The following is a 24,968-nucleotide window of genomic DNA, read 5'->3' on the forward strand; positions in this document are numbered from 1 at the left end:
CAGATGTGGAAGCCCGGTAACGGGTGGAGCTGACTGGTACTAATAGGCCGAGGGCTTGTCCTCAGTTGCTCGCGTCCACTGTGTTAGTTCTGAAGTAACGAACTCGCCTTGCCGGCTTGAGTTCAACTTCATAGTGTTTCGGTGGTCATAGCGTTAGGGAAACGCCCGGTTACATTCCGAACCCGGAAGCTAAGCCTTTCAGCGCCGATGGTACTGCAGGGGGGACCCTGTGGGAGAGTAGGACGCCGCCGAACAATCATTGTGGGAAAGCCCCGCACCAGTCATGGTGCGGGGCTTTTCTGCGTTTTCAGCCGTTTACCCCGCACCGCCCTGCCGGGAACGCGTGGCGGACGCTCGTATGGTGGGCTGATGGTCTACCAGCTGGTCATCTTCGACAACGACGGCGTCCTCGTGGACAGCGAGCCGCTCTCCAACACCATCCTCGCCGAGTACCTGACGGAGGTCGGGCACCCCACCACGTACGAGGACTCCCTGCGCGACTACATGGGCGGCGCCGTGCACCGGGTGCACGACCTCGTCCAGGAGCGCACCGGGCAGCGGCTGCCGGAGGGCTTCGACAAGGTCCTCCACGAGCGGATCTTCGCCGCGTTCGCACGCGAACTCCAGCCCGTCCCCGGGGTGACCGAGGTGCTCGGCGAGCTGTCCGCGCACGGGGTGCCGTACTGCGTCGCCTCCTCCAGCAGCCACGAGCGGATCCGCGTCGCCCACCGGGCCGCCGGGCTCGACGAGTGGTTCGAGGAAGAGTGGATCTTCAGTGCCGAGGAGGTGGGCCGCGGCAAGCCCGCGCCGGACCTGTTCCTGCACGCCGCCGACATGATGGGCGTCCACCCCTCGCGGTGCGTCGTCGTCGAGGACAGCCCGCTCGGCGTCGAGGCCGCCCGGGCCGCCGGCATGGACGTGCTCGGGTTCACCTCCATGGTCCCCGCGGCGAAGCTCGCCGGCGCCACCGCCTGCTTCGGGGAGATGAAGGAGCTGTCCGCCCTGCTCGGATTGGGTGCGTGATCTCTCTACCCACGGGTAGGCGCGGGGCCTACGCTGTGCCGCCATGACAGATGACGTGCGGCTGCGGCGGGGCCGGGGCGCCCTGGGGTTCAGTTTCTTCGTGCAGGGGGTCACCTTCGCCCTGCTCGTGACCCGCATCCCGGCCATCCAGGACCGGTACGGGATATCCGACGGGCTGCTGCCCGCCTTCCTCGCCGCCGTGCCCGTCCTCGCCGGGGTCTCCAGCGTCGCCACCGAGCACCTGGTCAAGCGGGTCGCGCCCAGCGTCGTGCTGCGGTGGGCGCAGCCCGTCGTCCTGCTGGCGCTGCTCGGTGTCGGGGCCGGCAGCCGGATGTGGCACGTGGCCGTGGCCCTGGGGGTGTTCGGGCTGGCGGTGGGGGCCCTCGACGCCTCGATGAACATGCTCGGCGTCAGCCTCCAGCGGGCGTACGGGCGCTCCATCATGCTGGGGTTCCACGCCGCGTACAGCCTGGGCGGGATCGTGGGCGCCTCGGCGGCCTGGGCGGGGGCGCACTGGCACCTGGCGCTGTTCACGGGGTACCTGCCGGCGGTGGTGCTCCTGCTGCCCCTGGCGCTGGCCGGGAGCCGGTACTACGTCGACGTGAAGGGCGCCGGGGCCGGGGAGGCCGGGCAGGGGTGGCCGGAGCGGGGCGGGCGGCTGCTGCTGCCGCTGTGTCTGGTGATGGCGTGCGCGTACATCGGGGACTCGACGGTGGCGAACTGGAGTGCCAAGTACCTCCAGGACGTGCTGGGGAGTTCGGAGCAGCTGGCGACCGTTCCCTACAACGTGTACATGGTGACCACGCTCGTGGGCCGGGCCGTGGGGGACCTGGGGGTGCGGCGGTTCGGGGCGGCGGCCGTGGTGCGTTGCGGGGCCGTGGTGGCCGCGGGCGGGTTCGCGGTGGTGGCGGCGGCGCCCGGGGCGTGGACCGGGATGCTGGGGTTCACGCTGCTGGGGATCGGGCTGTGCGTGATCGTGCCGCAGACGTTCGCGGCGGCGGGTCGGCTGTTCCCGAACGCCTCGGACACGGCGGTGGCGCGGCTGAACATCTTCAACTACGTGGGGTTCCTGATCGGTTCGCCGCTCGTCGGCGGGATCGGGGACGCCTGGAACTACCGGGGCGCCATGCTGGTGCCGATGGCGCTGGTCCTCGTCACGCTGGTCCACGCACGCTCGTTCGGGAGTGCCGGCGGGGCCGGATACGGTGTGCGGCATGAGCGGCGAGCCGGTGACCGGGCTGTTGATGTGGGACGAGGCGGTAACGAGGTATGACTTCGGACCGAGCCATCCGATGGATCCGGTGCGCCTGGCGCTGACCATGGGCCTGGTGCGTGCCTTCGGGCTGGACCGGGAGATGGAGGTGCGGGCGGCCCGGGCGGCCGGGGATTCGACGCTGCGGCTGGTGCACCGCGAGGACTACGTGGCGGCGGTGCGCGAGGTCTCGGCGGATCCGGGGGTGGCCGACGGCTCGTACGGGCTGGGGACGGTGGACGATCCGGCGTTCCACGGGATGCACGAGGCGTCGGCGCTGATCGCGGGCCAGTCGGTGGCGGCGGCGGAGGCCCTGTGGAGGGGTGAGGCGGAGCACGCGGTGAACTTCGCCGGCGGGCTGCACCACGCCATGCCGGGCGGGGCGGCCGGGTTCTGCGTGTACAACGACGCGGCGCTGGCGATCGCGCGGCTGCTGGAGCTGGGGGCGGAGCGGGTCGCGTACGTGGACGTGGACGTGCACCACGGGGACGGGGTGCAGGCGGCGTTCTGGGACGATCCCCGGGTGCTGACGGTGTCGCTGCACGAGCATCCGCGGACCCTGTTCCCGCAGACGGGCTGGCCGCAGGAGACGGGCGGTCCGGCGGCCGAGGGCAGCGCGGTGAACGTGGCGCTGCCGGCGGGGACCGGGGACGAGGGGTGGCTGCGGGCGTTCCACGCGACGGTGCCCGAGCTGCTGGCGGACTTCCGGCCGCAGGTGCTGGTCACCCAGCACGGGGCGGACACGCACTTCGAGGATCCGCTCGCGCACCTGGCGGTGTCGCTGGACGCGCAGCGGGCGGTGCAGGAGGCCTGTCACGCGCTGGCGCACGAGTACGCGGGCGGCAGGTGGCTGGCGCTGGGCGGTGGCGGGTACGCGGTGGTGGACGTCGTACCGCGGTCGTGGACGCACCTGGTGGGGATCGCGGCGCACCGGCCGGTGGATCCGGCGGCGATGGTGCCGCAGTCGTGGCGGGACGAGGTGTACGCGCGGACGCGGCAGCCGGGGCCGGCCCGGATGACGGACGGGCGCGAGGTCGCGTGGCGGGACTGGGAGGCGGGGTACGACCCGGCGGACCGTACGGATCAAGCCGTTCTGGCGACGCGCCGGGCGGTGTTCCCGTTGCGCGGGATGCTGCTGTGACGTGTGGTCAGAGTGCGGCCTTGTTACGCCAACTGTGGGGCTGTTCTCCGTAATTGATGATCCGGCAGATTCCTTGCGGCAGCATCGGAGGGTGTTGAGCGAGGGCGCGTTGCGCGCGCATCTGCTGGCCGCCCGGTTGGCCGGGCCCGTCGCCACCACGCGGGAGGAGAGCCTGCGCAGCTACCGGCTGTTCGCCGCGCGGGATCCCCGGGTGCTGCTGGGTCTCGATCCGGTCGGCCGCTGGGACGAGGGCGCGCTGCTGGGGCTGATGGCGGACCGGTGCGGGGTCTCCGCGGATCCGGCGCAGGTCAGTGGGCCGGACGTGATCGATCCCGGGCTGACGGTGGCGGCGCTGGGGGTGTTCGCGGAGCGGCTGCGGGAGGCGGCCGGGGCGCGGTCGCCGGTGCTGTTCGGTACGGGGCACCCGCATCGGCTGCTGGAGTTCTACGCCACTTTGGCGGGGGCCCTGTCGGCGGTGGGCTGTGTTGTCCTCACCCCGGCGCAGGGGGTCCATGTCGACATGGCGACCCGGTTCGGCGTACGTGAGCACCGGCTGGATTACGTACGGGGAGTCGCACTGGTGCGGGAACCCGGCGCGCGGGGAGCCGGGAGTGCCACCGGCGCACACACCCATTCGCCGCTCCCGGTTCGGCTGGCGCTCGGGGCGCTGGCGGAGTCCGGGGGGCCGTTGCCGGAACTGGTGGTGGGGGATCACGGTTGGGTCTGCGGTGCAGGTCAGCTGGGTGTGGAGGCGATCGGGCTGGCGGATACGGACGATCCCGCGTTGTTCGTGGGGGAGGCCGAGGGGCGGGTGGCGGCGGTGGTTCCGCTTGATGACGCGGTGCGTTCGGCGGCCTATGGGCCGCTCACGCGGTTCGTGTTGCAGCGCGCCGGGCTGCCGGTGCGTCAGGAGTGGCCGTAGCTCCTCTTCCCCAGCCGTATCACGCGCCCCTACTCTGGGGAGTGAGCGTGCGACGACGAGGAGTAACCGGAGGGGAAGCCGGTGCCCGTCATGCGCGGAAGGTCAAGGTGGGTGTCATGGCTGCTGGCGAGAGGCCTCTCAGTGAGGTTCAGTTCCTGACCGTGGCGGAGGTCGCCTCGGTGATGCGAGTGTCGAAGATGACCGTGTACCGCCTGGTGCACAACGGTCATCTGCCCGCGATCCGGGTGGGCCGGTCCTTCCGGGTCCCCGAGAACGCGGTCCACGAGTACCTCCGGGAGTCCTTCGTGGGGGTGGAGTCGGCCTGAGAGTGAGGCTCGGGCAACACCTGCGGAAGCCTCGGATTACAAGCTCGTAGCTCGGGCGGGTAGGCTAGGCCGACGTAGGTCGTGTGGGCCCAGACGCCCCGCACCGAGATCCCCGCATCGCGGGGGTGTTCCGAGAAGTGAGCGAGGGTAGTCGTGGGCTCTGTTATCAAGAAGCGGCGCAAGCGGATGGCTAAGAAGAAGCACCGCAAGCTGCTCAAGCGCACCCGCGTCCAGCGCCGTAACAAGAAGTAAACGGCAGCTGTACGTGTTCTCCGCAGCCCCTCCACCATCCTGGTGGAGGGGCTGCGGTGCAGCCGGGGGTACTTCTCGAGGGAGGCGCTGAGCTCGTGGGGAAGGTCGTGCTCGTCACCGGGGCTGCCCGGCAGCTGGGAGGCCGCTTCGTGCGCCGCATCCAGCGTGACCCGGAGGTGGAGCGGGTCATCGCGGTCGATGCCGTGCCCCCGCCGCACCGGCTCGGCTCGGCCGAGTTCGTGCACGCGGACATCAGACAGTCGGCGATCGCCCGGGTGCTCGCGGAGCACGCGGTGGACACGGTGGTCCATCTGGCGGTCACCGGAGGCGCCCCGGGGGCGCCGGGCGGGCGCAGCGCCGTCAAGGAGACCAACGTCATCGGGACGATGCAGCTGCTGGGCGCCTGCCAGAAGTCGCCGACCGTGAGCCGGCTCGTGGTGAAGTCGAGCACGAGCGTGTACGGGGGCACGGCGCGGGATCCCGCGGTGTTCACCGAGACCACCCAGCCGAAGTCGCTGCCGTCGGCGGGCTTCGCGAAGGAGGCCTCCGAGGTCGAGGGGTACGTACGGGGCTTCGCGCGGCGGCGGCCGGACGTGGCGGTGTGCGTGCTGCGTTTCGCGAACATCCTGGGGCCGTTCGCGGACTCGGCGCTGGCGGAGTACTTCTCGATGCCGGTGGTGCCGACCGTGCTGGGCTATGACCCGAGGCTCCAGTTCGTCCATGAGGACGACGTGGTGGACGTGCTGCGGCTGGCGGCGGGGGAGCCGCGGCGGGGCACGCTGAACAGCGGCACCTTCAACATCGCGGGGGACGGGGTCCTGCTGCTGTCGCAGTGTGCGCGGCGGCTGGGGCGGCCGGCGGTGCCGCTGCTGCTGCCGGCGGTGACGTGGGTGGGGCAGGCGCTGCGGGCGGTGGGTGTGACGGACTTCTCGCCGGAGCAGATCCGGCTGCTGACGCACGGGCGGGTCGTGGAGACGGCGCAGATGCGCGAGGTCCTGGGGTTTAGGCCGCAGTACACGACGGCGGAGACCTTCGCGGACTTCGCGCGGAGCCGGGGGAACGGGCTGCTGCCGCCGGAGCGGGTGGGGCGGGCCGTGGACCGGGTGGCGGGGTTGTTGAAGGCGGACGAGAGAGTGGAGCGGTAGTGGCGGACGCCAAGGTCATTCCGTTCGGCGAGGACCGGCCGCGCAGGCGTGGCGGCGGTGCGCGCAAGGCGCGGGCGGTGGACGCGGTGGCGGCCCCCGCGCAGCCGCCGGCGGCGGGAGCGGCCCAGAGCGGGCCGGTGGAGCTGGTGGCGCCCGTGCGGGCGCCTGAGGGCCGTGCGGGCGGCGCGGGTGACTGGGACCGGCGGATCGCGGGCGGGCTGGCGTTCCTGCGGCGGCGGATCACGGGCGAGTACGAGGTCGACGAGTTCGGCTACGACAAGGAGCTGACGGACCAGGTCCTGATGTCCTTGATGCGGCCGCTGTTCGAGAAGTACTTCCGGGTCGAGGTCAAGGGCGTCGAGAACATCCCGAAGGAGGGTGGGGCGCTGATCGTCGCGAACCACTCGGGGACGCTTCCGCTGGACGGGCTGATGCTCCAGGTCGCGGTGCACGACCACCATCCGGCGGAGCGGCACCTGCGGTTGCTGGCGGCGGACCTGGTGTTCATGCTGCCGGGGGTCAACGAGCTGGCGCGGAAGGCAGGTCACACGCTGGCGTGCGCGGAGGACGCGCAGCGGCTGCTGGAGGCCGGGGAGCTCGTCGGGGTGATGCCGGAGGGCTTCAAGGGGATAGGGAAGCCGTTCGGCGAGCGGTACAAGCTCCAGCGGTTCGGGCGGGGCGGGTTCGTCTCGACGGCGCTGCGGGCGGGTACCCCGATCGTGCCGTGTTCGATCGTGGGGGCGGAGGAGATCTACCCCATGATCGGGAACGCGAAGACGCTGGCGCGGCTGCTGGGGCTGCCGTACTTCCCGGTCACGCCGACGTTCCCGTGGCTGGGGCCGTTGGGGGCGGTGCCGCTGCCGACGAAGTGGACGATCCAGTTCGGGGAGCCCATCCCGACGGACGGGTACGCGCCGGAGGCGGCGGAGGACCCGATGCTGATGTTCAACCTGACGGACGAGGTGCGGGAGCGGATCCAGCACACGCTGTACAAGTTGCTGGTGCAGCGGCGGTCGGTGTTCTTCTGAGGGCATGACGGAGGGGGCGGGACCAGGTGGTGGTCCCGCCCCCCTCGCGCGTCCTACTCGGCGTCTTCCGCCTGGATGCCCAAGCCCGGGAGGAGGTTCGGGAGGAGGGGCGGGATGGTGATGTCCGGGTGGGGCAGGCCCGGGGCCACCGGAGTGGCCGATGTGGACTGGCCGCCCTGTGCCGGGGGGTGCAGCAGGTCGCCGGTGCCGCCCAGGAGGCCCGTGCCGGGGGCCGGGGTGTGGCTGCCGCCGGAGCTGGGCGCGGCGGGGGCCGCCGGCTGTGAGGGGGCTCCGGAGGCGGGGGCGGACTGCTGGTGCTTGCCCGGGGCCGTGGCGTCCGGGGCGGAGGGGCCGGAGCCCTGTCCGCCGCGGCTCTGCTCCGGGGGCTTCGGCAGCAGGCCCTGGAGCGGTTCCACGTCATCGTCTATGGCCTGGAAGACCGAGGTCACCTGGTCTCCGACGTCGTGGAGCTGCGGCGGGAGGTTGGAGCGGAGCCGGCCCCACGCGTCGCGGTGGGCGCGGGAGAACGAGGACAGCGTCTGGATCGGGCCGAGGGAGCCGTCCCGTTCGTAGGCCGCCTGGAGGAGCCGGTGGCCCTCCGCCGCGTCGTGCTGCATGCCCGCCAGGGCGCGCCGGATCTGCCCCAGGACCTCGTGGTCCAGGGGGCCGGAACGGCCGCGCTCCATCAGCCTGCGCGCCTCCGACAGGCGGTTGGAGGCGCGGTCGAGGTAGAGCTCGCCCCGGTCCGCGTCCTCGTCGGTGAGGCCCAGCTTGAGGTCCTCCATGCCCAGCTTGACCGGGTAGAGGGAGTCACCCGGCAGGGCGTCGGTGCTGGCAGCGGCCACTCCGCTGAAGGCCCCTGCGGCCACACCCACGGTGAGGCCGCCCGCTGCGATGCCCTTGGACCAGCGGGAGCGGGGCCGCAATTTCCGGAGCGTGGTCGCCCGGTGGGCGCCGCGGCCGGTCCGCTGCTCGGGCACCTGAGGGTCCGCGGCGGCACCGCCCCCGGCCCTCTCCTCCATCACCATGGCCTCCATGGCGGCGACGAGCTGTGCTCGTTGCACCACTTTGACCTCGGGGTCCAGCACCGGGCGCGGCATTCTTTCGCCGAGCACGCTCGCCAGGGCCAACAGCCGGTCGTGGTCGGCAGATTCGGCAGGTGCCTCGGACTGCTCGGCCGCCGGTTCCGGTTCCGAAAGGTCGGACGGGGTCCGCTCCTCCAGGGCCTGGGCGAAGGCGTTCGCCCGCCGGTGCGGGGTCACGTTCGCGATCACTGGCGGCACCTCCTCTCGTCATGACGATCGACTCCCCAAGGTGTCCGGAAGGTTGCCTTCCTTGAGCACATCCACACTTTCGAGTGAGCGGCTTCGGGCAGGGCGTGTCCACAGGGAGCCTGCATTCCGCACAACGAGCGGCGCGGCACTTGGGTTACGGACGAAGGATGATCGGACCACAGCGTCATCGAGGGGTCACCGGGTGTGAGGTTGTCGTGTTTTTTCGCGGGCCGTCGTGCGCGCGTCAGCGGGCGTCGTCCGGCAGCAGGCGGGCCAGGGTGCGGACCGCCCGGTACTGGAGCGTTTTGATCGCGCCCTCGTTCTTCCCCATGACCCGGGCCGTCTCGGCGACCGAGAGGCCCTGGAGGAAGCGGAGGGTCACGCACTCCTGCTGCTGCGGGTTGAGCTTGCGCACGGCTTCGAGCAGGGCCGCGTTGGACAGGGACTCCAGGACGGAGTCCTCGGGGCTGCGCTCCACCTCGTTGGCGTCGAGCATCTCGCCGGTGGTGACCTCCAGGCGGAAGCGGCTGGACTTGAAGTGGTCCGCCACCAGGTTCCGCGCGATGGTCACCAGCCAGGCGCCGAAGTCGCGCCCCTGCCAGGTGAAGGTGGAGATGCGGCGCAGCGCGCGCAGGAAGGTCTCACTGGTGAGGTCCTCCGCGGTCGCCTTGCCGCCGACGCGGTAGTAGATGTAGCGGTACACCGTGTCGCTGTACTGGTCGTACAGGCGGCCGAAGGCCTCGGCCTCGCCCGCCTGGGCGCGTTCGACCAGGTCCATCATGCGGGCCTGGTCGCTGTCCGCCGTGGGGCGGCGGGCGGTGGGCGCGCTCGTGCCGCCGCCGGCGGCGGACCCCGCGCTGGCGCGACCGCGTCTGCCGACCGTCGCCCCGCCGTCGGTCAGGGCGTAGCAGGGGCCGGCCGGGCCGAGGCCGGCAGGGACGGCGGCGAAGGCGGGGACGGCGTACGCGGTGGGGACGAAGCCGCGCAGGTGGTCGAGGACCGTTGCGCGCAGCGTAGCCAGGCCCGAGGCGTCAACCCCGACAGGTGGGTACACGGGACTCCCAGAGGCAGAGCTTCCATCACGTGCAGTGCGGGACCGTTCACCCGTCGTGGCGACAGGCGGGCGGCGGCATGCGTTTGAGGAGAATAACGCTTCGTACAGGCAGCGCTACACCCAGTTGCTGAAATCACCGGTTCCGACACTTCTGTTGCGTGTCGAGGGCATATTCAGTGCGGGATGGTGATCGGTTATTGATCACTTGGATGCGCGGAATGGAAGCTTCCGGGGGGTCCGCGACCGAGTCGGGCAGGCCGGAGTGGTGCGCCGACGGCGCGGGTAGAGGGGAGCGAATGGCCGCCGCCCCGCCCCGGGGGCGGGGCGGGGCCCGGTGTCGCTACTTGCGGCGGCGGTGGAGGGCGATCGCGGCGGCCGCGCCGCCCGCGATCGCGCCGACTCCGGCGGCGGCCGGGACGCCGACCTTCACGGCCTTGCGTCCGGTCCGATAGTCGCGCAGCCGCCAGTCGTGCGCACGGGCATGCTTGCGCAGTTTTGTGTCGGGATTGATCGCGTACGGATGCCCGACCAATGACAGCATCGGGATGTCGTTGTGGGAATCGCTGTACGCCGCGCAGCGTTCGAGGTCCAGCTCCTCGGCGGCGGCCAGCGCGCGCACCGCCTCGGCCTTGGCCGGGCCGTGCAGCGGCTCGCCGACGAGGCGGCCGGTGTAGACGCCGTCCACGGACTCGGCGACGGTGCCCAGGGCGCCGGTCAGGCCGAGGCGGCGGGCGATGATCGTGGCGGTCTCGACGGGGGCGGCGGTGACGAGCCAGACCTTCTGGCCGGCGTCGAGGTGGGCCTGGGCCAGGGCGCGGGTGCCCGGCCAGATCCGCTCGGCCATGTACTCGTCGTAGATCTCCTCGCCGATCGACATCAGTTCGGAGACCTTGTGGCCCTTGACGATGGACAGGGCGCTGTCACGGGCGTCCTGCATGTGCTCGGGGTCCTCGACCCCGGCGAGCCGGAACCAGGCCTGCTGCCAGGCGAAGCGGGCCAGTTCGCGGCGGCGGAAGAACTCGCGCTTGTAGAGGCCGCGGCCGAAGTGGAAGATCGCGGCGCCCTGCATGACGGTGTTGTCGAGGTCGAAGAAGGCGGCGGCGAGGTCGTCGCCGGGTACGGGGAACGCGGGCTCTGCCTCCGCCCCGTGCGCGTCGGCCTCGGGTGCGGTGGCGGCTTCGGTTCCGGTTCCGCTTGCTCTCCCGGGCGCCTGCGGCTCCGCCGGGGCGTCCTGTGGCGGGGCTTCGGACAGCGCGGTCTTGCGGGCGGCCTCGGCCGAGGCCTCGCCTGCCAGCACGCTGCGTGCTGTCGCGGAGCGTCTACGGGGGGTGAGCCATCCCAGAGCGGCCATGACGCGAGCATAGCCATTGTGTTCGGGAGTTCCCGAACCGCCGGGAAACGGGGCGGTTAACTCTTCGGGCGTACCGCCGGGGCGCGGGACAATGGCGGCATGAGCCCTTTGCTGCGCCGTAAGGAAAAGAAGCGTCCCGACGAGCGGATGGTGACGCTCATCGGGAAGCCGGGGTGCCATCTGTGCGACGACGCCCAGGAAGTGATCGAGAAGGTGTGCGCCGAGACCGGGGCGCAGTGGGAGAAGAAGGACATCTCGCAGGACGAGGAGCTCTACCGCAAGCACTGGGAACAGATTCCGGTCGTGCTCGTGGACGGCGAACAGCACACCTTCTGGAGGGTGAACCCCGAGCGCCTCCGGAAGGCATTGGGAGCCTGACCCTCCGGGCCGTTACCATCATGGGCGATTTATGGGGACTCGGGGGCGTATCGATGAGGAGTGTGTACCGCTTTGCCCCCCTCGGGATTTGAACGGGTTCGGCCCGTTCCCGGTTCCGGCCCCGTGCGCCCGGCCTGCGTGACCCCGGTCACTTTGCTCGGACAAAGCGGACACAATCTTTGTGCACGCGTTCACAAAGACATAGCCTGCTTCCGACGGGGCGGTCCTGGGACAAGAGGCCGCCTACAGCCCCGCTCATCCCGCAGGAGCATCGTGGCAACTGGCCGAACTCACCGACCGGCGACCCGCAGCCGAGGTATTCCCGAGGCCACTGTCGCCCGGCTTCCGCTGTACCTGCGCGCGCTCACCGCGCTCTCCGAGCGCTCGGTGCCCACGGTCTCCTCCGAGGAGCTCGCGGCCGCCGCCGGAGTCAACTCGGCGAAGCTGCGCAAGGACTTCTCGTATCTCGGCTCCTACGGCACCCGTGGCGTGGGCTACGACGTCGAGTACCTCGTCTACCAGATCTCCCGCGAGCTCGGGCTGACCCAGGACTGGCCCGTCGTCATCGTCGGCATCGGCAACCTCGGCGCCGCCCTGGCCAACTACGGCGGTTTCGCGTCGCGCGGCTTCCGCGTGGCCGCGCTGATCGACGCCGATCCGGCCATGGCCGGGAAGCCGGTGGCCGGCATGCCCGTGCAGCACACCGACGACCTGGAGAAGATCATCGAGGAGAACGGCGTCTCCATCGGGGTCATCGCGACCCCGGCGGGCGCCGCGCAGCAGGTCAGCGAGCGGCTGATCGCCGCCGGTGTGACCTCCATCCTGAACTTCGCGCCGACCGTGCTCCAGGTGCCGGAGGGCGTCGACGTGCGCAAGGTCGACCTGTCGATCGAGCTCCAGATCCTCGCGTTCCACGAGCAGCGCAAGGCCGGCGAGGAGACGGGCGCGGCCGCGGAGGCCCCCGTTTCCGGTGCGGGCGCGAGCGCGGCTGCGGGTGCGGGTACCGGTGCCGGTGGGACCGGGGCGGCTCCGGCCGCCGCCGTCGAGCCGCCGGCCGGGCGGGGCGCGGCCACCGCGCGCAAGAACGGGCCCGAGGGTGACGTCCCGGCGGTGATGCCGGCATGAGTCTGCTCGTCGTTGGCCTGAGCCACCGCAGCGCGCCCGTGAGCGTGCTGGAGCGGGCCTCGCTGTCCGCCGACGCCAAGGTCAAGCTGCTGCACGACACCCTGGCCGCCGAGCCGGCGGCCGAGGCCACGGTGCTGGCCACCTGCAACCGGATCGAGCTGTACGCCGACGTGGACAAGTTCCACGCCGGTGTCGCCGAGCTGTCCACGCTGCTGGCCCAGCACAGCGGGGTCGCGCTGGAGGAGCTCACCCCCTACCTGTACGTCCACTACGAGGACCGGGCGGTGCACCACCTGTTCTCGGTGGCGTGCGGGCTGGACTCGATGGTCGTGGGCGAGGGGCAGATCCTCGGGCAGATCAAGGACGCGCTGGCGCTGGGGCAGGAGCTGCACACCGCCGGGCGGCTGATCAACGACCTCTTCCAGCAGGCGCTGCGGGTCGGGAAGCGGGCGCACTCGGAGACCGGGATCGACCGGGCCGGGCAGTCGCTGGTGACCTTCGGTCTGGAACAGCTGGCCGTGCGGGAGCCGGTCGCGGACTGGGCCGCCGGGAAGCGGGCGCTGGTGATCGGCGCCGGGTCGATGTCCTCGCTGGCCGCCGCCACGCTCGCGCGGGTGGGGGTCGCGGAGATCGCCGTGGCAAACCGGACCGCGGAGCGGGCGGAGCGTCTCGCGGAGATTCTGGTTGCCTCGGGCACCGGTGTTGTCGCGCGGGCCGTGCCGATGTCCGCGGTGGCCGATGAGCTGGCGCTCGCCGATGTGGTGGTGTCCTGTACGGGGGCCACCGGGCTGGTGCTGACCGGGGACGACGTGGCCGCAGCCGTGTCGGGCCCTGCGGGGCTCTCCCCCACCCCGCCCCTTTCCGAAACTGTGGCTGCGCCCCAGGCCCCCTGGGGGCTCCGCCCCCAGACCCCCGCGCCTCAAACGCCGGCGGGGCTGGATGTGGCCGGGATTGATGCCGATGTTCTGGCGCGGCTCGTGGCCGCCGCCGAAGGCGGGCGGCGGCTGGCCGACGCCGGGGCGGCGCGGACCATCGTTCCTCCGGCCGCCGACGGCTGTCCCGTGGACGTGCCCGTCGGGGACGGGCGCTCGGCTCTCACCGGGGTGGACGCGAGCTCGCTCGAACTGCACGGGGCCTGGGCCGATCAGGGGGAGGCCGCCGCGCAGCGGCAGCCCCGGCGGGGGAGCCGGAGTCACGCCGGCACGGCCCCCGTGCGACTGGCGCTGCTCGACCTGGCCATGCCCCGGGACATCGACGCCGCCGTGCACCGGATCCCGGGCGTGCGGCTCGTCGACATCGAGAGCCTCGCCGAGGCGAGCGCGGACGCGCCCATGGCCGCCGACGTCGACGCCGTGCGCGGGATCGTGGCCGAGGAGGTGGCCGCGTTCGGGGCCGCCCAGCGGGCCGCGCACATCACCCCCACCGTCGTCGCCCTGCGGGCGATGGCCGCCGAGGTCGTCGCCATGGAGGTGGCACGGCTCGACGGGCGGGTACCCGACCTCGACGAACGTCAGCGCGCGGAGGTCACCCAGACCGTGCGCCGCGTCGTCGACAAGCTCCTCCACGCGCCGACCGTGCGCGTGAAGCAGCTCGCGAGCGAGCCCGGCGGCGCCGGGTACGCCGAGGCGCTGCGTGAACTCTTCGACCTCGACCCTCAGACGGTGGCATCCGTCAGCCGGGCGGACGCGGCCGATCCGAAGAACGACGACCCAGGACGGGCATCATGAACTCACGTCCCGACCAGCCCCTCAGGCTTGGCACGCGGCGCAGCAAGCTGGCCATGTCCCAGTCCGGGCACGTCGCCGAGGCGGTCCGGGCGGTCACCGGCCGGCCCGTGGAGCTCGTGGAGATCACGACGTACGGCGACGTGTCCCGCGAGAACCTCGCGCAGATCGGCGGCACCGGCGTGTTCGTCACCGCCCTGCGCGACGCGCTCGTGCGCGGCGAGGTCGACTTCGCCGTGCACTCGCTGAAGGACCTGCCGACCGCGCAGCCCGACGAGCTGGTCATCGCGGCTATGCCGAAGCGGGAGGACCCGCGCGACGCCCTCGTGGCGCGCGACGGGCTGACCTTCGAGGAGCTGCCCGACGGCGCCCGGGTCGGTACCGGCTCGCCGCGCCGGATGGCCCAGCTGAACGCGTACGCGAGGCAGCTGGGGAAGTCGGTCGAATGCGTCGCCATCCGCGGCAACGTCGACACCCGGATCCAGTTCGTGCGGGACGGTGAGCTCGACGCGGTCGTGCTGGCCGCCGCCGGACTGAACCGGATCGGGCGCGGTGACGAGGCGACCGACCTGCTGTCGGTCGACAACGTGCTGCCCGCGCCCGGCCAGGGAGCCCTGGCCGTGGAGTGCCTGGCGTCCGACACGGAGCTGATCGCCGCGCTCGGTCAGCTCGACGACCCGTACACCCGGGCCGCGGTGACCGCGGAGCGTGCCCTGCTCGCGGCCCTGGAGGCCGGCTGCAGCGCGCCCGTCGGCGCCCTCGCCGACGGCCAGATTGTCAATGAAATGCGCCTGCGTGGTGTCGTGGGAACCCTCGACGGTTCCACGCTGGTGCAGCTGTCCACCACCGGTCCCGTGCCCCAGTCGTACGACGAGGCCATGGCGCTCGGCCGCGAACTCGCGGACGAGATGCTGGCCAAGGGCGCGGCCGGTCTGATGGGGGAGCGATCCCTTTGAACCCCTCAAGCCCCACCCCCTCCGCGTTCCCGGCCGTCGCGGTCCAGGGGCTGGTCACCTTCCTGGGTGCCGGCCCCGGTGACCCGGGTCTGCTGACGCTGCGCGCTGTCGAGGCGCTCGCCGCCGCGGACGTACTGGTCGCCGAGCCCGAGGTGCTCGACGTCGTACGGACCCACGCGCGCGCGGGCGTCGACACGCCGCAGCTGACGGTCGCTGACGAGAAGTCAGCCGCCGCCGGGGTCCCGGTGATCCGCGACGCCGCCAATCTTGTCATGGAGGCCGCGCGCTCCGGCAGGCGGGTCGTCCGTGCCGTCACCGGCGACCCGGGGCTCGACGGGAACGCCGCCGCCGAGATGCTGGCCTGCGCGAACGAGGGGATCCCCTTCGAGGTCGTCCCGGGTGTCGCGACCGCCGTCGGCGTGCCCGCGTACGCGGGTGTGCCGCTGCGCGGGGACAAGGGCGCGGACGTGCGCTTCGTGGACGCCCGGCACGCCTCGCCGCGCTGCTGGGCCGAGGTGGGCGCCGGCGAGGGCGGCGTCGTGGTCGTCTCCGCCACGCTGGAGACGGTCGCCGCCGCGGCCGCCGAGCTGGTGTCGGCCGGCCGCAAGCCGGAGACCCCGCTGACGGTGACCGTGGGCGGTACGACGACCCGGCAGCGGACCTGGACCGCCACCCTGGGCACGATCGCGCAGGTGTTCAAGCAGGGCAAGGTGCTCCCCTCCCCCGAGGGCTCCCGGCCGGTGATAGCCGTGGTCGGTGAGCAGGGCGCCGCCGCGCGCCGCGAGGAGCTGGCCTGGTTCGAGTCGAAGCCGCTGTTCGGCTGGCGGGTGCTCGTGCCGCGCACCAAGGAGCAGGCCGCTTCGCTCTCCGACCAGCTGCGTTCGTACGGCGCGGTGCCGCACGAGGTGCCGACCATCGCCGTGGAGCCGCCGCGCACCCCGCAGCAGATGGAGCGGGCGGTCAAGGGCCTGGTGACGGGCCGCTACGAGTGGATCGCCTTCACCTCGGTGAACGCCGTCAAGGCGGTGCGGGAGAAGTTCGAGGAGTACGGGCTCGACGCGCGTGCCTTCGCGGGCATCAAGGTCGCCGCGGTCGGCGAGCAGACCGCGGCCGCGCTGGTCGAGTTCGGTGTGAAGCCGGACCTGGTGCCGAGCGGTGAGCAGTCGGCCGCCGGTCTGCTGGAGGACTGGCCGCCGTACGACCCGGTCTTCGACCCGATCGACCGCGTCTTCCTGCCGCGCGCCGACATCGCCACCGAGACGCTGGTGGCCGGGCTGATCGAGCTGGGCTGGGAGGTCGACGACGTCACGGCCTACCGGACCGTGCGCGCCTCGCCGCCGCCGGCGGACACCCGTGAGGCGATCAAGGGCGGCGGCTTCGACGCCGTTCTCTTCACGTCCTCCTCGACGGTGCGCAACCTGGTCGGCATCGCGGGCAAGCCGCACAACGTGACCGTCATCGCCTGTATCGGGCCGGCGACGGCCAAGACGGCCGAGGAGCACGGGCTGCGCGTGGACGTGCTGTCGCCGGAGCCGAGCGTGGGCAAGCTGGCCGAGGCGCTGGCCGCGTACGGGGAGGCCCGCCGCGAGGCGGCCAAGGAGGCCGGCGAGGCCGTGGCCCGGCCGAGCGAGCGCCGTCCCGGCGCGCGGCGCCGTCGTACGACGTGAGTGCCTTAGCGGCGCCGGCCGCTTTAGGGACGGGAGGGGCCCGGGTGCGCAGAGCGCCCGGGCCCCTTCGGCGTGTCCGGCCGGCACTCCGTGGCACGGGCCGGTCGTGCTGGACCCGGGCGTCCTCACGGCGCCGGCCGACGGGCCGCAGGACTGGGCGCGGGCGTCCGGGAGGGACGGCCTAGGCTTGGGGGCGACTGCTGTCGATGCTCGAAGAGGCGACCACGAAGATGAGCGCGTACGGATCCTTCCCCGGCTCCCGGCCCCGCCGGCTGCGCACCACCCCGGCGATGCGGCGGATGGTCGCCGAGTACCGCCTGCACCCCTCGGACCTGATCCTGCCGGCGTTCGTCCGGGAGGGCATCAGCGAGCCCCTGCCGATCTCGGCGATGCCGGGCGTGGTCCAGCACACCCGGGACACGCTGCGGAAGGCGGCCGTGGAGGCGGTCGAGGCGGGCGTGTCGGGGATCATGCTCTTCGGGGTCCCGGCGGACGAGAACAAGGACGCGCTGGGTACGGCGGGCACCGAGCCGGACGGCATCCTCCAGCTGGCGATCCGCGACGTGAGGGCCGAGGTCGGCGACGACCTGGTGATCATGTCGGACCTGTGCCTGGACGAGTACACCGACCACGGCCACTGCGGGGTCCTGGACGAGAACGGCCGCGTCGACAACGACGCGACGCTGGAGCGGTACGCGGAGATGGCCCAGGTCCAGGCCGACGCGGGCGTCCACGTCGTGGGCCCGAGCGGGATGATGGACGGCCAGGTCGGGGTGATCCGCGACGCGCTGGACGAGACGGGCCACGAGGACGTGGCGATCCTCGCCTACACGGCCAAGTACTCCTCCGCCTTCTACGGCCCCTTCCGCGAGGCCGTCGCCTCCTCCCTCCAGGGCGACCGCAAGACCTACCAGCAGGACCCGGCGAATGCCCGCGAGTCCCTGCGCGAGCTGGCGCTGGACCTCGAGGAGGGCGCCGACATGGTCATGGTCAAGCCGGCGGGCCCGTACCTGGACATCCTGCACCGGGTCGCCGAGGCCGTGGACGTGCCGGTGGCGGCGTACCAGATCAGCGGCGAGTACGCGATGGTCGAGGCGGCCGCGGAGAAGGGCTGGATCGAGCGCGACCGGGCCATCCTGGAGACCCTCCTCGGCATCAAGCGGGCGGGCGCGGACACGATCCTGACGTACTGGGCGACCGAGGTCGCGGGCTGGCTGCGCAACGAGCGGTGACCTCCGGTGGCGGGGGGTTGTCCGTATCTGGACCCCCCCGCCCCGGATTTTTTTCGCCCGGGCTGTCACATTCGCCTCGCGGGAGGGGTCAGTGCGGTGAGAACACACGCTGACGCCGACGAAGGAAGCCGATCATGACCGAGACTCCCCGCTCCCGCATGTCCAACCCCGTGAAGACGCTGCCCGACCTCGGCGCGCTGACCGGGATGATGTTCAAGGTGATCGGCAACGGCACGGTCCCGCAGTCCACGATCTCCCTGGTGCACCTGCGGGCGGGCCAGATCGTCGCCAACACCTACCTGACGACGATGCACACCGACGCCCTGCGCGCCGCCGGCGAGACCGAGGCGCGCATCACCGCCGTCTCCTCCTGGGCGGACGCCCTGTGCTTCACCCCGGCCGAGCGGGCGGCGCTGGCCCTGGTCGAGGCGGTCCTGACGGCCCCGGCGGCCGGCACCGAGCGGGTGTCGGACGAGGTGTTCGCGGAGGCGGCGGAGCACTACGACGAGAAGGCCCTGACGACCCTCGTCCTCGCGATCAGCCAGGTCAACTTCTTCATCCCGCTCGCCCTGATCGGCAAGCCGCTCCCGGGCCAGGCCGCCTCCAGGCAGTGGACCTGATGCGCGGGGGCTCCGCCGGGTGCACGCTGGAATTCAGCGGCCACGGAGGTGATCGTCATGAAGGATGCCGTCGGATGGCATGTGGAGATGGAGTTCCAGGAGGATCCCAAGCGCACCCGCGCGGCGGCCCTGGTCCGGCTCCCGGACGGGAGTGAGATCCGCGGGCACGGGTACGCCAGCCGCCACCCCAGTGACGGTAATCAGCCGCGGGTGGGCGAGGAGATCGCGGCGGCCCGTGCGCTGAACGACATGAAGGAACAGTTGCTCAGCAAGGCGCACAACGAGATCGACGACGCGTCCGGGCGCACGTCGTACCCGATCACCCGCTGACCCAGCCGGTGAGCGCCGCCCAGCTGGCGGGACCGAGGTCGAGGACGGGACCGTCCTCGACCTTGGAGTCCCGGACGTGGACGGTGGTGGGGGTGGTGGCCACTTCGAGGCACGCGCCGCCTTCGCTGCCGCTGTAGCTCGACTTGAACCACGTGAGTTCGGTGCTCATAGCTCTCCTAGCAGGCGGTCCAACAGGCCCCGTGTCTGCTGTGTGTTGAGGGCCTGCGTCCGCAGCATCGCATACTTGCGCGCCAGGATGCTGACCTCGTTCTGGTCGGAGACGAGGTGGCTGCCTCGTTGGCCTTCCGTGTAGCCAACGTGCTGGTGGTTGTGGGTTTCCAGGAGGATGAAGGGGCCGTCGAGGGCCGCGTGCACGGGCTGGTCCAGGGGCAGCACCTGGACCGACATGTCCGGAAGTTCCATGCAGGCGATCAGGTGCCGCAGCAGCTCCCGGTACACCTCCGGCCCGCCGATGCGCTGGCGGACGACGGGTTCCCAGATCACGAAGCTCAGAGTCGGCGGCGTCGTGCGGTGCAGTATCTTCTGCCGGTCCAGTCGGTCGGCCGTGAGCGCGTCGATCTTCTCCTGGTGGTAAGCGGGGACGCGGCAGGCGAAGACGGCGCGGGCGTAGCACTCGGGCTGGAGCAGGCCCGGGACGACCTGGTTGTCGTACCAGGACAGGGCGATGGCCCGTTTCTCCAGCTCCATGTACTCCTGAGCCCACGGTGGGATCACGTCGACGGAGGGCATCTCATTGGCCGCGACGGTCAGGGTGCCCGGCAGGGCCAGGTGGAAGTCGAGTAGTTCGGCGATGTGCGGCATGAGGGCGCGGCGGCCCTGCTCGATGGAGCCGACGGTCTCCTCGTCCACCTTGACCAGGTCGGCGAGCTGTTTCTGGGTCAGGCCCTTGGCAAGCCGGGCGCCGGCTACCTGCTTGCCGACCATCTTCATCGTCGTCGCGTTGGGCCTGGGGCGCTTCTTCGGTGGCATGGCGATGAACTCCCCGCCTTCGGACATGGAATATCCGCCGCCCACCCGTACTCATCACAGAGTACGGGTGGGCTCACTGTCACACGCTAGTCACTCCGCGCGACGCTCGTCCCGTGAACCTAAATACTCAACCCGGCCTCCTGCGCGAGCGGTTGTTCCCGCGGGCCTACCAAACGGTCTCCTCCGCGCGGAACTTCACGCGCGAGACGCTCGCGAACTGGGACGCCGCCGGCCGGGTGGACGACGTCGTGCTGTGCGTCAGTGAGCTGGCGGCCAACGCCCTGCGGTACGGGGTGCCGCGAGGGCGGTCGTACCGGGTGCGGCTGCTGAACTTCGGGTGCTGCCTGCGCGTCGAGGTGCACGACAGCGGGCCCGGGCGGTCGCGGATCACGCCCGGGACCGGGCTGCGGATCGTGGAGGCCGTCTCCGACCTGTGGGGCGTGCTGCCCCGCTCGCCCGGAAAGGTCGTATGGGCCGAGTTCCGCTCCGACGCCTGTCGGCCGAGCCCGTGAAGGCGGCGACTGGTGCGGTGAGGCCGTACGACTGTGGAGTGGGAGGTGAGCCCGAGCCGATCTCGGCGAACGAGGGTGGTGGTCCCGGCGGATCACCGACAAGCACCGCCTCGTGTACCGCATCAGGGACGGGGCCGTGGAGGTCGCCCAGGCCCGCTACCACTGCTGACGCCGTGCGTGCCCGTGACGCGGGTCGTCAGGCGGGTGGCGGCCGTCGTCAGTTCCGGGAGGGTGCCGAAGGGGATGACCGCCGCTCGGGTCGGGACGCGGACGCCGCCCGTCAGGGCGATGCGGGTGCCGCCCGGGACGGGGGCGGCGGCCAGGCCGACCAGGAGGAAGCGGCTCTGGAGCCAGCACCAGCCCGGTCGGCGGAACCCCCGCAGGTGGGCGCGGAAGCCGTACCTGCTGCGGGCCAGGAGCTCGATCCGGTCGCCCTGGGCGGACAGCAGGCGGGTGTGGCCGAGGTCGGGGAGGAAGTCCAGGCCGGCCATGACCGGCCAGACCTCCTCGAAGGGGGCCGGGAGGACCCGTTCCACGACCTTCGCGCCGCGTACCCCGGCCGCCATGACGCGCAGGCGGTGGACGTCGTCGATCTCGTGCGGCGTCATGCGGACCATGCCTTTCGGAAGCTGGAACGGGCCCGGTGGAGGCGGGACTTGGCGGTGCCGGCCGGGATGTTCAGGACGGCGGCCGCGGCCTCCTCGTCCAGGCCCTCCACGTCCCGCAGGACGAGCACCGCGCGGTGGGCGGGGGAGAGGCGGGCCAGGACGTCGTCGATGTCGGCGGCGAGGTGCGGGTCACCCTTGGCCGGGACGTCGGTGAGGTCGGGGGCCGGTCGGGCGCGGGAGGCGCGCTGGGCCGTGCGGACGGCCTCGCGGACGGCGATGGCCCGCACCCACCCGTACAGGGCCTCGGGGTCGCGCAGCGTGCGCAGGGCGGTGAACACGGCCAGCAGCGCCTCCTGTGCGGCGTCCGGGCCGTCCGTGAGGGCGATGGGCGTGCAGATGCGGGTGACGTACGGGGTGAGGTGGTCGAGCAGCTCGTGCAGCGCGAGGGTGTTCCCGGCGCGCGCGGCGCGGGCGAGGGTGATGCCGCGTTCGCGGTCGGCCGGGGTCATCTGGCGCGCGCCAGCCGCGCGGCCGCCCAGCCGAAGCCCAGGCAGGCGGGGGTGTAGAGGAGGAGGTTGAGCGTGGGGAAGGGGCTGCCGGCCGGGCTGGGGAGGATCCCGGCGGCCCAGCCCAGGCCCGCGAGGCCCCGTACGGCCAGGCCCGCCGCGACCGCGCCGGTGACGGCCCGGGTGGCCCGGCCGCCGCGGCCGCGGGAGTGCGCGAGGACGGCGGCCCCGGCGGTGAGGGTGAGTGCGGCCAGGGGCAGGACGACCGGCGGCCCGAAGGACACCTCCGTGCCCAGTACGGCCAGGGACAGGGTCCGCTCGTCGGGGGCGGGCCAGGTGGCGCCGGTGGCCCAGTACAGGTGCGCCAGCCCGTCGGCGGCGAGCAGCGCCGCGAGCGCGGTTCCGGTCCTGCGGCGTGCGGTGTCGTCCGTGTGCATGCGGGGTCCCCCTCGGTGTGCCGGTTGCCGACACCTTGAGGAGGCGGCGGGCCGGGGGAACGTTCCCTGTGATACCGGTCACGATGAGCGTGGGGGTGGTATATCATTTTTTGGAATTGGATATACGCGTGCTCCAGTCCGTACTCATGATCCGGAGGCATTCATGTCCAGAACCGTGATCGACCTGGATGACGAGGCTCTTGCGGAGGCCGCCCGGCACCTGGGCACCACGACGAAGAAGGACACCGTCAACGCCGCACTGCGGGAGATCGCCGACCGCCGCCGCCGTGCCGCCGCCGTGGAGCGCATGCGGCAGATGGTCTCCGACGGCGAGATCGATTTCGGATCGATCGGCTACGCGGCGGAGAGCGGCGAAGGCGAGGGGCAGTCGGCTGCGTGAGCGAGAGCTTCCTGATCGATACGAGCGCGCTGGTGCGCTTCTACCGGGGCCAGTCGGATCCGGAATGGGACGGCACGGTCGCTTCGGGCCTCGTGGGCATCTGTGAGCCCGTCCGCCAGGAGTTCCTGCGGGCGGTGGGCGGCCGTCCCGCGTACTACGAAGCCGACGGCCTCCTGAAGGAGACCTTCCCTTACCGGGTGGCGCTGGACGCCGTCTGGCAGGACACCGCCGCCCTCCAGCGCGAACTCGCCGACGCGGGTGCGCACCAGTGCGCCAGCCCGGTCGACCTGCTCGTCGCGGCCATCGCCCGGCAGCACGGGCTGACGGTCCTCCACCAGGACGCGGACTTCGAGACCATCGCCCGTATCACCGGTCAGCCGGTCAGGCGCATCCTCGGCTGACCGGCGGCTTGCCGGCGCTACTCGTTCACCAGGACCGGGATCGAGAGGACCGCGGCCGCCGGCGTGCCCGTGAGGTGGTCGGCGGGGACGGTGAAGTCGATGCCGTCGCCGGCCGCGCGGGGGCCGTCGTGGTGCTCCTGGGCGTGCGCGTCCTCTCCCTCCTCCTGGTACTGGAAGGTGCCGGTGCCCAGGAGGCGGCCCTGCGCGTCGTAGTAGGCGGCGGCGAGCTCCAGGGCCAGGGTGTCGCTGACGTCCGAGCTGATGGCGAGGTGGCCGGTGACGGCGGGGGCGGCGGTCAGGCGCAGGTCCGTCAGCTTCACGCGGTCCGTGAACGGGCCCTGCGCGGTGCGGACCTCACCCGCCGCCGGGGCCGGGGTGAGGACGGCGGCCGGGGCGGGCGCGCTGCGCGGGGCGGGCAGCGACACCGGGGCGGCGGCGGCCGGGGCGGGGTCCTCGGCGGCGGAGGGGGCCCCGGCGCCCGAGCAGCCGGTGGCCAGCGTGAGGAGGGCGGCCACGGCGGTGACGGCGGCGGCCGCGCGGGGGAGGTACATCGGCGACATCGGGGGTGCTCCTGGGGGAAAAGCGGCCGGCCGGGGCCGGGGGAGTGCGCCCCCGGCCCCGGCCGGCCGGGGATCAGTGCTGCTGCGGAGAGCGGCCGAACAGCGAGCGGTACAGCTTGCCGTACAGCTCGGTGTTGATCTGGCTGGTGGCGAAGGCGTTGCCGCCCGGGCCGTAGGCGAAGATCGGGACGTCGGCACCGGTGTGGTTGCCGGACAGGTAGGTCAGCCACAGGCTGGCCTCGGGGCTGCCGTCCTTGACGTCCTTCGGGTCGTCCGGGGTGCGGAAGGTCGCCGGGGCGAAGTTCTTCGTGTCACCGGCACCCGCGCCGTTGACGATGCCGCTGGAGCGGACCGGGTCCTTGGCGCCCGAGGAGGAACGCGAGGGGACGCTGTTGTTGGCCGGGTTGCCGGAGTCCGTGTTGGCCGGGGGCGCCACGGCCTCGGCGTTGGTGTAGGTGCCCTTCTCGATGATGTTGAAGCCGGCGCACTCGTGGTCCGCCGTGACGACCACGAGGGTGTGCCCGTCCTTCTTCGCGAACTCGTAGGCGGCCTTGACCGCGTCGTCGAACGCCTTGACCTCGTCGAGGGTCTGCGCGGCGTCGTTCGCGTGCGAGCGCTTGTCGATCTGGGCGCCCTCGACCTGGAGGTAGAAGCCCTTCTTCGGCTTGCCGCGGTCGTACGAGCCGCCCTGCTTGCGGTCGTTCAGCAGCTGGATCGACTTGCGGGTCATGTCCGCGAGCGAGGGCTCCTGCTTCTGCGCGGCGTCGGCCGGCAGGGCCGCCTTGTTGTGCTCCACGGTCAGGTTGCCGCGGTTGAACAGGCCGATGACCTTCTTGCCGCTGGCCTTGTCCAGGTCCGCCTTGGTGGCGACCTTCTGGCTGGCCGCCGTCTGCGCGGGCAGGCTCGGGTCGCCGAAGCTGCCGAGGACCTGGTAGCCCTGCGCCTGGAGGGCCTTCTGGTCGTCCGGCTCGAAGCGGGCCAGGCCGCCGCCGAGGATGACGTCGGCGGTGCCGTTGCGGGCGATCTGCTCGGCGATCGGCGTGATCAGCGTCTTGTCGGCCGGGGCCGCCTCGTAGCTGCCGTCGTCCTTCTTGGGGAGGCAGGCGGCGTCCGAGTAGACCGGGCCCTGGCAGCCGCGCAGCAGCGCGTGGCTGAACTGGGCGGCCGGGGTGGCGTCGGTGATCTCGGCGGTGGAGACGTTGCCCGTGGCGAAGCCGGCCGCGTGGGCCTGCTCCATCAGCGTGCCGACCTTCTTCTCGTACGCGTCCACGCCGATGGCCGCGTTGTAGGTCTTCACGCCGGAGGCCCAGGCGGTCGCGGAGCTGGCCGAGTCGGTGACCAGGGACGGCTTCGCGCTGTTCTTCTCGACGGCGTAGGTGGCGACCGCGCCCGTGTTCGGGAGGGTCTCCATGGTGAGCTTGCCGCCGGCGCCCACGAACCGGTCGCGCGCGGCCGTCACGTGGGTGCGGCCCATGCCGTCACCGAGCAGGTAGATGACGTTCCTGATGTCCTGGTGCGAGTCGCTCTGCTGGGGAGCGGAGTTCGCGGTGACTGCGGTGCCGGCGGCCACGGCGCTGGCTATGGCCAGGACGGTGAGCGTCTTCAACGGTCTGCGGCGCATGTGCGGGAGATTCCCCTCGGGTGTTCGGCACGGTCGCGCCGAACGTAAGAGGGCTGTGTGAACGGGACGCTACCGCTTGGTATTGCCCGGCCGAACGGCGAGGGGAGGGCTCATTTGCCAGCAGAATGCTGGC

Annotated in this window: 29 protein-coding genes and 1 rRNA gene; 20 read left to right on the forward strand and 10 right to left on the reverse strand. The window is 72.1% G+C overall.

All coding sequences use genetic code 11. From position 1 onward, the window contains the following. The first annotated feature begins 137 nt into the window (after positions 1 to 137). The 9 genes from rrf (at position 138) to ABT403_RS27125 (ending at position 7,089) form a co-directional block, all read left to right on the forward strand. Positions 138 to 254: ribosomal RNA gene (gene rrf, locus ABT403_RS27085) — 5S ribosomal RNA — on the forward strand. A gap of 115 nt (positions 255 to 369) precedes the next feature. Continuing rightward, positions 370 to 1,023: an HAD family hydrolase gene (locus ABT403_RS27090; RefSeq protein ID WP_344170280.1), complete on the forward strand. Its 654-nt coding sequence runs from the start codon at positions 370 to 372 to the stop codon at positions 1,021 to 1,023. Between the two features lie 43 nt (positions 1,024 to 1,066). Beyond that, on the forward strand, positions 1,067 to 2,296 hold the full coding sequence (locus ABT403_RS27095) for an MFS transporter (protein WP_344170283.1): 1,230 nt from the start codon (positions 1,067 to 1,069) through the stop codon (positions 2,294 to 2,296). Continuing rightward, entirely contained in the window at positions 2,268 to 3,416 is a 1,149-nt protein-coding gene (locus tag ABT403_RS27100) for an acetoin utilization protein AcuC (RefSeq protein ID WP_344170354.1), read from the forward strand. Before ABT403_RS27095 ends, ABT403_RS27100 begins: the two co-directional genes overlap by 29 nt. Positions 3,417 to 3,507: 91 nt before the next feature. After that, on the forward strand, positions 3,508 to 4,338 hold the full coding sequence (locus ABT403_RS27105; protein WP_344170286.1) for a phosphatase: 831 nt from the start codon (positions 3,508 to 3,510) through the stop codon (positions 4,336 to 4,338). Positions 4,339 to 4,454: 116 nt separating this feature from the next. After that, the gene (locus tag ABT403_RS27110) at positions 4,455 to 4,664 is read left to right on the forward strand and encodes a helix-turn-helix domain-containing protein (RefSeq protein ID WP_162688852.1); all 210 of its coding nucleotides are present in this window, start codon (positions 4,455 to 4,457) and stop codon (positions 4,662 to 4,664) included. 153 nt (positions 4,665 to 4,817) lie between these two features. Further along, the gene (locus ABT403_RS27115; protein WP_003948845.1) at positions 4,818 to 4,916 is read left to right on the forward strand and encodes a 30S ribosomal protein bS22; all 99 of its coding nucleotides are present in this window, start codon (positions 4,818 to 4,820) and stop codon (positions 4,914 to 4,916) included. A gap of 95 nt (positions 4,917 to 5,011) precedes the next feature. Next, positions 5,012 to 6,061: an NAD-dependent epimerase/dehydratase family protein gene (locus ABT403_RS27120; protein ID WP_344170291.1), complete on the forward strand. Its 1,050-nt coding sequence runs from the start codon at positions 5,012 to 5,014 to the stop codon at positions 6,059 to 6,061. Further along, the gene (locus ABT403_RS27125) at positions 6,061 to 7,089 is read left to right on the forward strand and encodes a lysophospholipid acyltransferase family protein (RefSeq protein WP_344170294.1); all 1,029 of its coding nucleotides are present in this window, start codon (positions 6,061 to 6,063) and stop codon (positions 7,087 to 7,089) included. Before ABT403_RS27120 ends, ABT403_RS27125 begins: the two co-directional genes overlap by 1 nt. A gap of 53 nt (positions 7,090 to 7,142) precedes the next feature. On the opposite strand, the gene ABT403_RS27130 is transcribed toward ABT403_RS27125, so the two are convergent. The 3 genes from ABT403_RS27130 to ABT403_RS27140 form a co-directional block, all read right to left on the reverse strand. Beyond that, positions 7,143 to 8,363 carry a DUF5667 domain-containing protein gene (locus tag ABT403_RS27130; RefSeq protein WP_344170297.1) on the reverse strand — a complete coding sequence of 407 codons (1,221 nt, stop codon included), beginning with the start codon at positions 8,361 to 8,363 and terminating at the stop codon, positions 7,143 to 7,145. A gap of 244 nt (positions 8,364 to 8,607) precedes the next feature. Further along, complete coding sequence (locus ABT403_RS27135; RefSeq protein ID WP_344170300.1) at positions 8,608 to 9,417, reverse strand: ECF subfamily RNA polymerase sigma factor, BldN family; 810 nt, start codon at positions 9,415 to 9,417, stop codon at positions 8,608 to 8,610. A gap of 340 nt (positions 9,418 to 9,757) precedes the next feature. Further along, complete coding sequence (locus tag ABT403_RS27140; RefSeq protein ID WP_344170303.1) at positions 9,758 to 10,768, reverse strand: HAD family hydrolase; 1,011 nt, start codon at positions 10,766 to 10,768, stop codon at positions 9,758 to 9,760. A 99-nt stretch (positions 10,769 to 10,867) separates the two neighbouring features. Here ABT403_RS27140 and ABT403_RS27145 point away from each other — a divergent pair, with 99 nt between their 5' ends. The 8 genes from ABT403_RS27145 (at position 10,868) to ABT403_RS27180 (ending at position 18,800) form a co-directional block, all read left to right on the forward strand. Then, positions 10,868 to 11,146, forward strand: coding sequence for a glutaredoxin family protein (locus tag ABT403_RS27145; RefSeq protein WP_344170306.1), 279 nt, complete (start codon positions 10,868 to 10,870; stop codon positions 11,144 to 11,146). 273 nt (positions 11,147 to 11,419) lie between these two features. Next, positions 11,420 to 12,271 carry a redox-sensing transcriptional repressor Rex gene (locus tag ABT403_RS27150; protein WP_344170309.1) on the forward strand — a complete coding sequence of 284 codons (852 nt, stop codon included), beginning with the start codon at positions 11,420 to 11,422 and terminating at the stop codon, positions 12,269 to 12,271. Beyond that, complete coding sequence (locus ABT403_RS27155; RefSeq protein ID WP_344170312.1) at positions 12,268 to 13,998, forward strand: glutamyl-tRNA reductase; 1,731 nt, start codon at positions 12,268 to 12,270, stop codon at positions 13,996 to 13,998. The genes ABT403_RS27150 and ABT403_RS27155 overlap by 4 nt, the downstream gene beginning before the upstream one ends. Continuing rightward, positions 13,995 to 14,951 carry a hydroxymethylbilane synthase gene (gene hemC / locus ABT403_RS27160; protein WP_344170315.1) on the forward strand — a complete coding sequence of 319 codons (957 nt, stop codon included), beginning with the start codon at positions 13,995 to 13,997 and terminating at the stop codon, positions 14,949 to 14,951. Before ABT403_RS27155 ends, hemC begins: the two co-directional genes overlap by 4 nt. Beyond that, positions 14,948 to 16,618 carry a bifunctional uroporphyrinogen-III C-methyltransferase/uroporphyrinogen-III synthase gene (locus tag ABT403_RS27165; protein ID WP_344170318.1) on the forward strand — a complete coding sequence of 557 codons (1,671 nt, stop codon included), beginning with the start codon at positions 14,948 to 14,950 and terminating at the stop codon, positions 16,616 to 16,618. The genes hemC and ABT403_RS27165 overlap by 4 nt, the downstream gene beginning before the upstream one ends. 230 nt (positions 16,619 to 16,848) lie before the next feature. Further along, complete coding sequence (gene hemB / locus ABT403_RS27170) at positions 16,849 to 17,850, forward strand: porphobilinogen synthase (protein WP_344170321.1); 1,002 nt, start codon at positions 16,849 to 16,851, stop codon at positions 17,848 to 17,850. Between the two features lie 134 nt (positions 17,851 to 17,984). Next, positions 17,985 to 18,470 carry a carboxymuconolactone decarboxylase family protein gene (locus ABT403_RS27175; RefSeq protein WP_344170324.1) on the forward strand — a complete coding sequence of 162 codons (486 nt, stop codon included), beginning with the start codon at positions 17,985 to 17,987 and terminating at the stop codon, positions 18,468 to 18,470. Positions 18,471 to 18,527: 57 nt separating this feature from the next. Then, positions 18,528 to 18,800, forward strand: coding sequence for a DUF1876 domain-containing protein (locus ABT403_RS27180; protein ID WP_344170327.1), 273 nt, complete (start codon positions 18,528 to 18,530; stop codon positions 18,798 to 18,800). Here ABT403_RS27180 and ABT403_RS27185 read toward each other — a convergent pair. Both ABT403_RS27185 and ABT403_RS27190 read right to left on the reverse strand, forming a co-directional pair. Next, positions 18,790 to 18,969, reverse strand: coding sequence for a DUF397 domain-containing protein (locus tag ABT403_RS27185; RefSeq protein WP_344170330.1), 180 nt, complete (start codon positions 18,967 to 18,969; stop codon positions 18,790 to 18,792). The two genes, ABT403_RS27180 and ABT403_RS27185, sit on opposite strands and share 11 nt — an antisense overlap. Further along, positions 18,966 to 19,817, reverse strand: coding sequence for a helix-turn-helix domain-containing protein (locus tag ABT403_RS27190; RefSeq protein ID WP_344170333.1), 852 nt, complete (start codon positions 19,815 to 19,817; stop codon positions 18,966 to 18,968). Before ABT403_RS27190 ends, ABT403_RS27185 begins: the two co-directional genes overlap by 4 nt. 86 nt (positions 19,818 to 19,903) lie before the next feature. On the opposite strand from ABT403_RS27190, the gene ABT403_RS27195 reads away from it, so the two are divergent. Next, complete coding sequence (locus tag ABT403_RS27195) at positions 19,904 to 20,302, forward strand: ATP-binding protein (protein WP_344170336.1); 399 nt, start codon at positions 19,904 to 19,906, stop codon at positions 20,300 to 20,302. Between the two features lie 122 nt (positions 20,303 to 20,424). On the opposite strand, the gene ABT403_RS27200 is transcribed toward ABT403_RS27195, so the two are convergent. From ABT403_RS27200 to ABT403_RS27210, 3 genes are read right to left on the reverse strand one after another with little or no spacing between them, the layout of a single operon-like run. Further along, complete coding sequence (locus ABT403_RS27200; RefSeq protein WP_344170339.1) at positions 20,425 to 20,910, reverse strand: hypothetical protein; 486 nt, start codon at positions 20,908 to 20,910, stop codon at positions 20,425 to 20,427. Beyond that, positions 20,907 to 21,419 (reverse strand): RNA polymerase sigma factor, encoded by a 513-nt coding sequence (locus ABT403_RS27205; protein ID WP_344170342.1) that lies wholly within the window; start codon positions 21,417 to 21,419, stop codon positions 20,907 to 20,909. The genes ABT403_RS27200 and ABT403_RS27205 overlap by 4 nt, the downstream gene beginning before the upstream one ends. Then, entirely contained in the window at positions 21,416 to 21,853 is a 438-nt protein-coding gene (locus ABT403_RS27210) for a DUF3995 domain-containing protein (protein ID WP_344170345.1), read from the reverse strand. Before ABT403_RS27210 ends, ABT403_RS27205 begins: the two co-directional genes overlap by 4 nt. A 163-nt stretch (positions 21,854 to 22,016) precedes the next feature. Here ABT403_RS27210 and ABT403_RS27215 point away from each other — a divergent pair, with 163 nt between their 5' ends. Both ABT403_RS27215 and ABT403_RS27220 read left to right on the forward strand, forming a co-directional pair. Next, entirely contained in the window at positions 22,017 to 22,253 is a 237-nt protein-coding gene (locus ABT403_RS27215) for a type II toxin-antitoxin system VapB family antitoxin (protein ID WP_344170348.1), read from the forward strand. Continuing rightward, the gene (locus ABT403_RS27220; RefSeq protein WP_344170351.1) at positions 22,250 to 22,654 is read left to right on the forward strand and encodes a PIN domain nuclease; all 405 of its coding nucleotides are present in this window, start codon (positions 22,250 to 22,252) and stop codon (positions 22,652 to 22,654) included. Before ABT403_RS27215 ends, ABT403_RS27220 begins: the two co-directional genes overlap by 4 nt. Before the next feature lie 17 nt (positions 22,655 to 22,671). On the opposite strand, the gene ABT403_RS27225 is transcribed toward ABT403_RS27220, so the two are convergent. Continuing rightward, positions 22,672 to 23,214: a hypothetical protein gene (locus tag ABT403_RS27225; RefSeq protein ID WP_351650049.1), complete on the reverse strand. Its 543-nt coding sequence runs from the start codon at positions 23,212 to 23,214 to the stop codon at positions 22,672 to 22,674. 73 nt (positions 23,215 to 23,287) lie between these two features. Further along, complete coding sequence (locus ABT403_RS27230; protein WP_351650051.1) at positions 23,288 to 24,835, reverse strand: alkaline phosphatase; 1,548 nt, start codon at positions 24,833 to 24,835, stop codon at positions 23,288 to 23,290. Between the last annotated feature and the right edge of the window lie 133 nt (positions 24,836 to 24,968).

The organism is Streptomyces sp. NPDC000075 (assembly GCF_040301925.1).
Lineage (GTDB): Bacteria > Actinomycetota > Actinomycetes > Streptomycetales > Streptomycetaceae > Streptomyces > Streptomyces polychromogenes.

Coding starts and splice junctions, on each gene's coding strand:
- ABT403_RS27090 (WP_344170280.1), top strand. CDS start 370: ATGGTCTACCAGCTGGTCATCTTCGACAACGACGGCGTCCTCGTGGAC.
- ABT403_RS27205 (WP_344170342.1), bottom strand. CDS start 21,419: ATGACCCCGGCCGACCGCGAACGCGGCATCACCCTCGCCCGCGCCGCG.
- ABT403_RS27110 (WP_162688852.1), top strand. CDS start 4,455: ATGGCTGCTGGCGAGAGGCCTCTCAGTGAGGTTCAGTTCCTGACCGTG.
- ABT403_RS27210 (WP_344170345.1), bottom strand. CDS start 21,853: ATGCACACGGACGACACCGCACGCCGCAGGACCGGAACCGCGCTCGCG.
- ABT403_RS27140 (WP_344170303.1), bottom strand. CDS start 10,768: ATGGCCGCTCTGGGATGGCTCACCCCCCGTAGACGCTCCGCGACAGCA.
- ABT403_RS27215 (WP_344170348.1), top strand. CDS start 22,017: ATGTCCAGAACCGTGATCGACCTGGATGACGAGGCTCTTGCGGAGGCC.
- ABT403_RS27225 (WP_351650049.1), bottom strand. CDS start 23,214: ATGTCGCCGATGTACCTCCCCCGCGCGGCCGCCGCCGTCACCGCCGTG.
- ABT403_RS27175 (WP_344170324.1), top strand. CDS start 17,985: ATGACCGAGACTCCCCGCTCCCGCATGTCCAACCCCGTGAAGACGCTG.
- ABT403_RS27100 (WP_344170354.1), top strand. CDS start 2,268: ATGTGGGACGAGGCGGTAACGAGGTATGACTTCGGACCGAGCCATCCG.
- hemC (WP_344170315.1), top strand. CDS start 13,995: ATGAACTCACGTCCCGACCAGCCCCTCAGGCTTGGCACGCGGCGCAGC.
- hemB (WP_344170321.1), top strand. CDS start 16,849: ATGAGCGCGTACGGATCCTTCCCCGGCTCCCGGCCCCGCCGGCTGCGC.
- ABT403_RS27200 (WP_344170339.1), bottom strand. CDS start 20,910: ATGACGCCGCACGAGATCGACGACGTCCACCGCCTGCGCGTCATGGCG.
- ABT403_RS27155 (WP_344170312.1), top strand. CDS start 12,268: ATGAGTCTGCTCGTCGTTGGCCTGAGCCACCGCAGCGCGCCCGTGAGC.
- ABT403_RS27185 (WP_344170330.1), bottom strand. CDS start 18,969: ATGAGCACCGAACTCACGTGGTTCAAGTCGAGCTACAGCGGCAGCGAA.
- ABT403_RS27230 (WP_351650051.1), bottom strand. CDS start 24,835: ATGCGCCGCAGACCGTTGAAGACGCTCACCGTCCTGGCCATAGCCAGC.
- ABT403_RS27145 (WP_344170306.1), top strand. CDS start 10,868: ATGAGCCCTTTGCTGCGCCGTAAGGAAAAGAAGCGTCCCGACGAGCGG.
- ABT403_RS27190 (WP_344170333.1), bottom strand. CDS start 19,817: ATGTCCGAAGGCGGGGAGTTCATCGCCATGCCACCGAAGAAGCGCCCC.
- ABT403_RS27180 (WP_344170327.1), top strand. CDS start 18,528: ATGAAGGATGCCGTCGGATGGCATGTGGAGATGGAGTTCCAGGAGGAT.
- ABT403_RS27095 (WP_344170283.1), top strand. CDS start 1,067: ATGACAGATGACGTGCGGCTGCGGCGGGGCCGGGGCGCCCTGGGGTTC.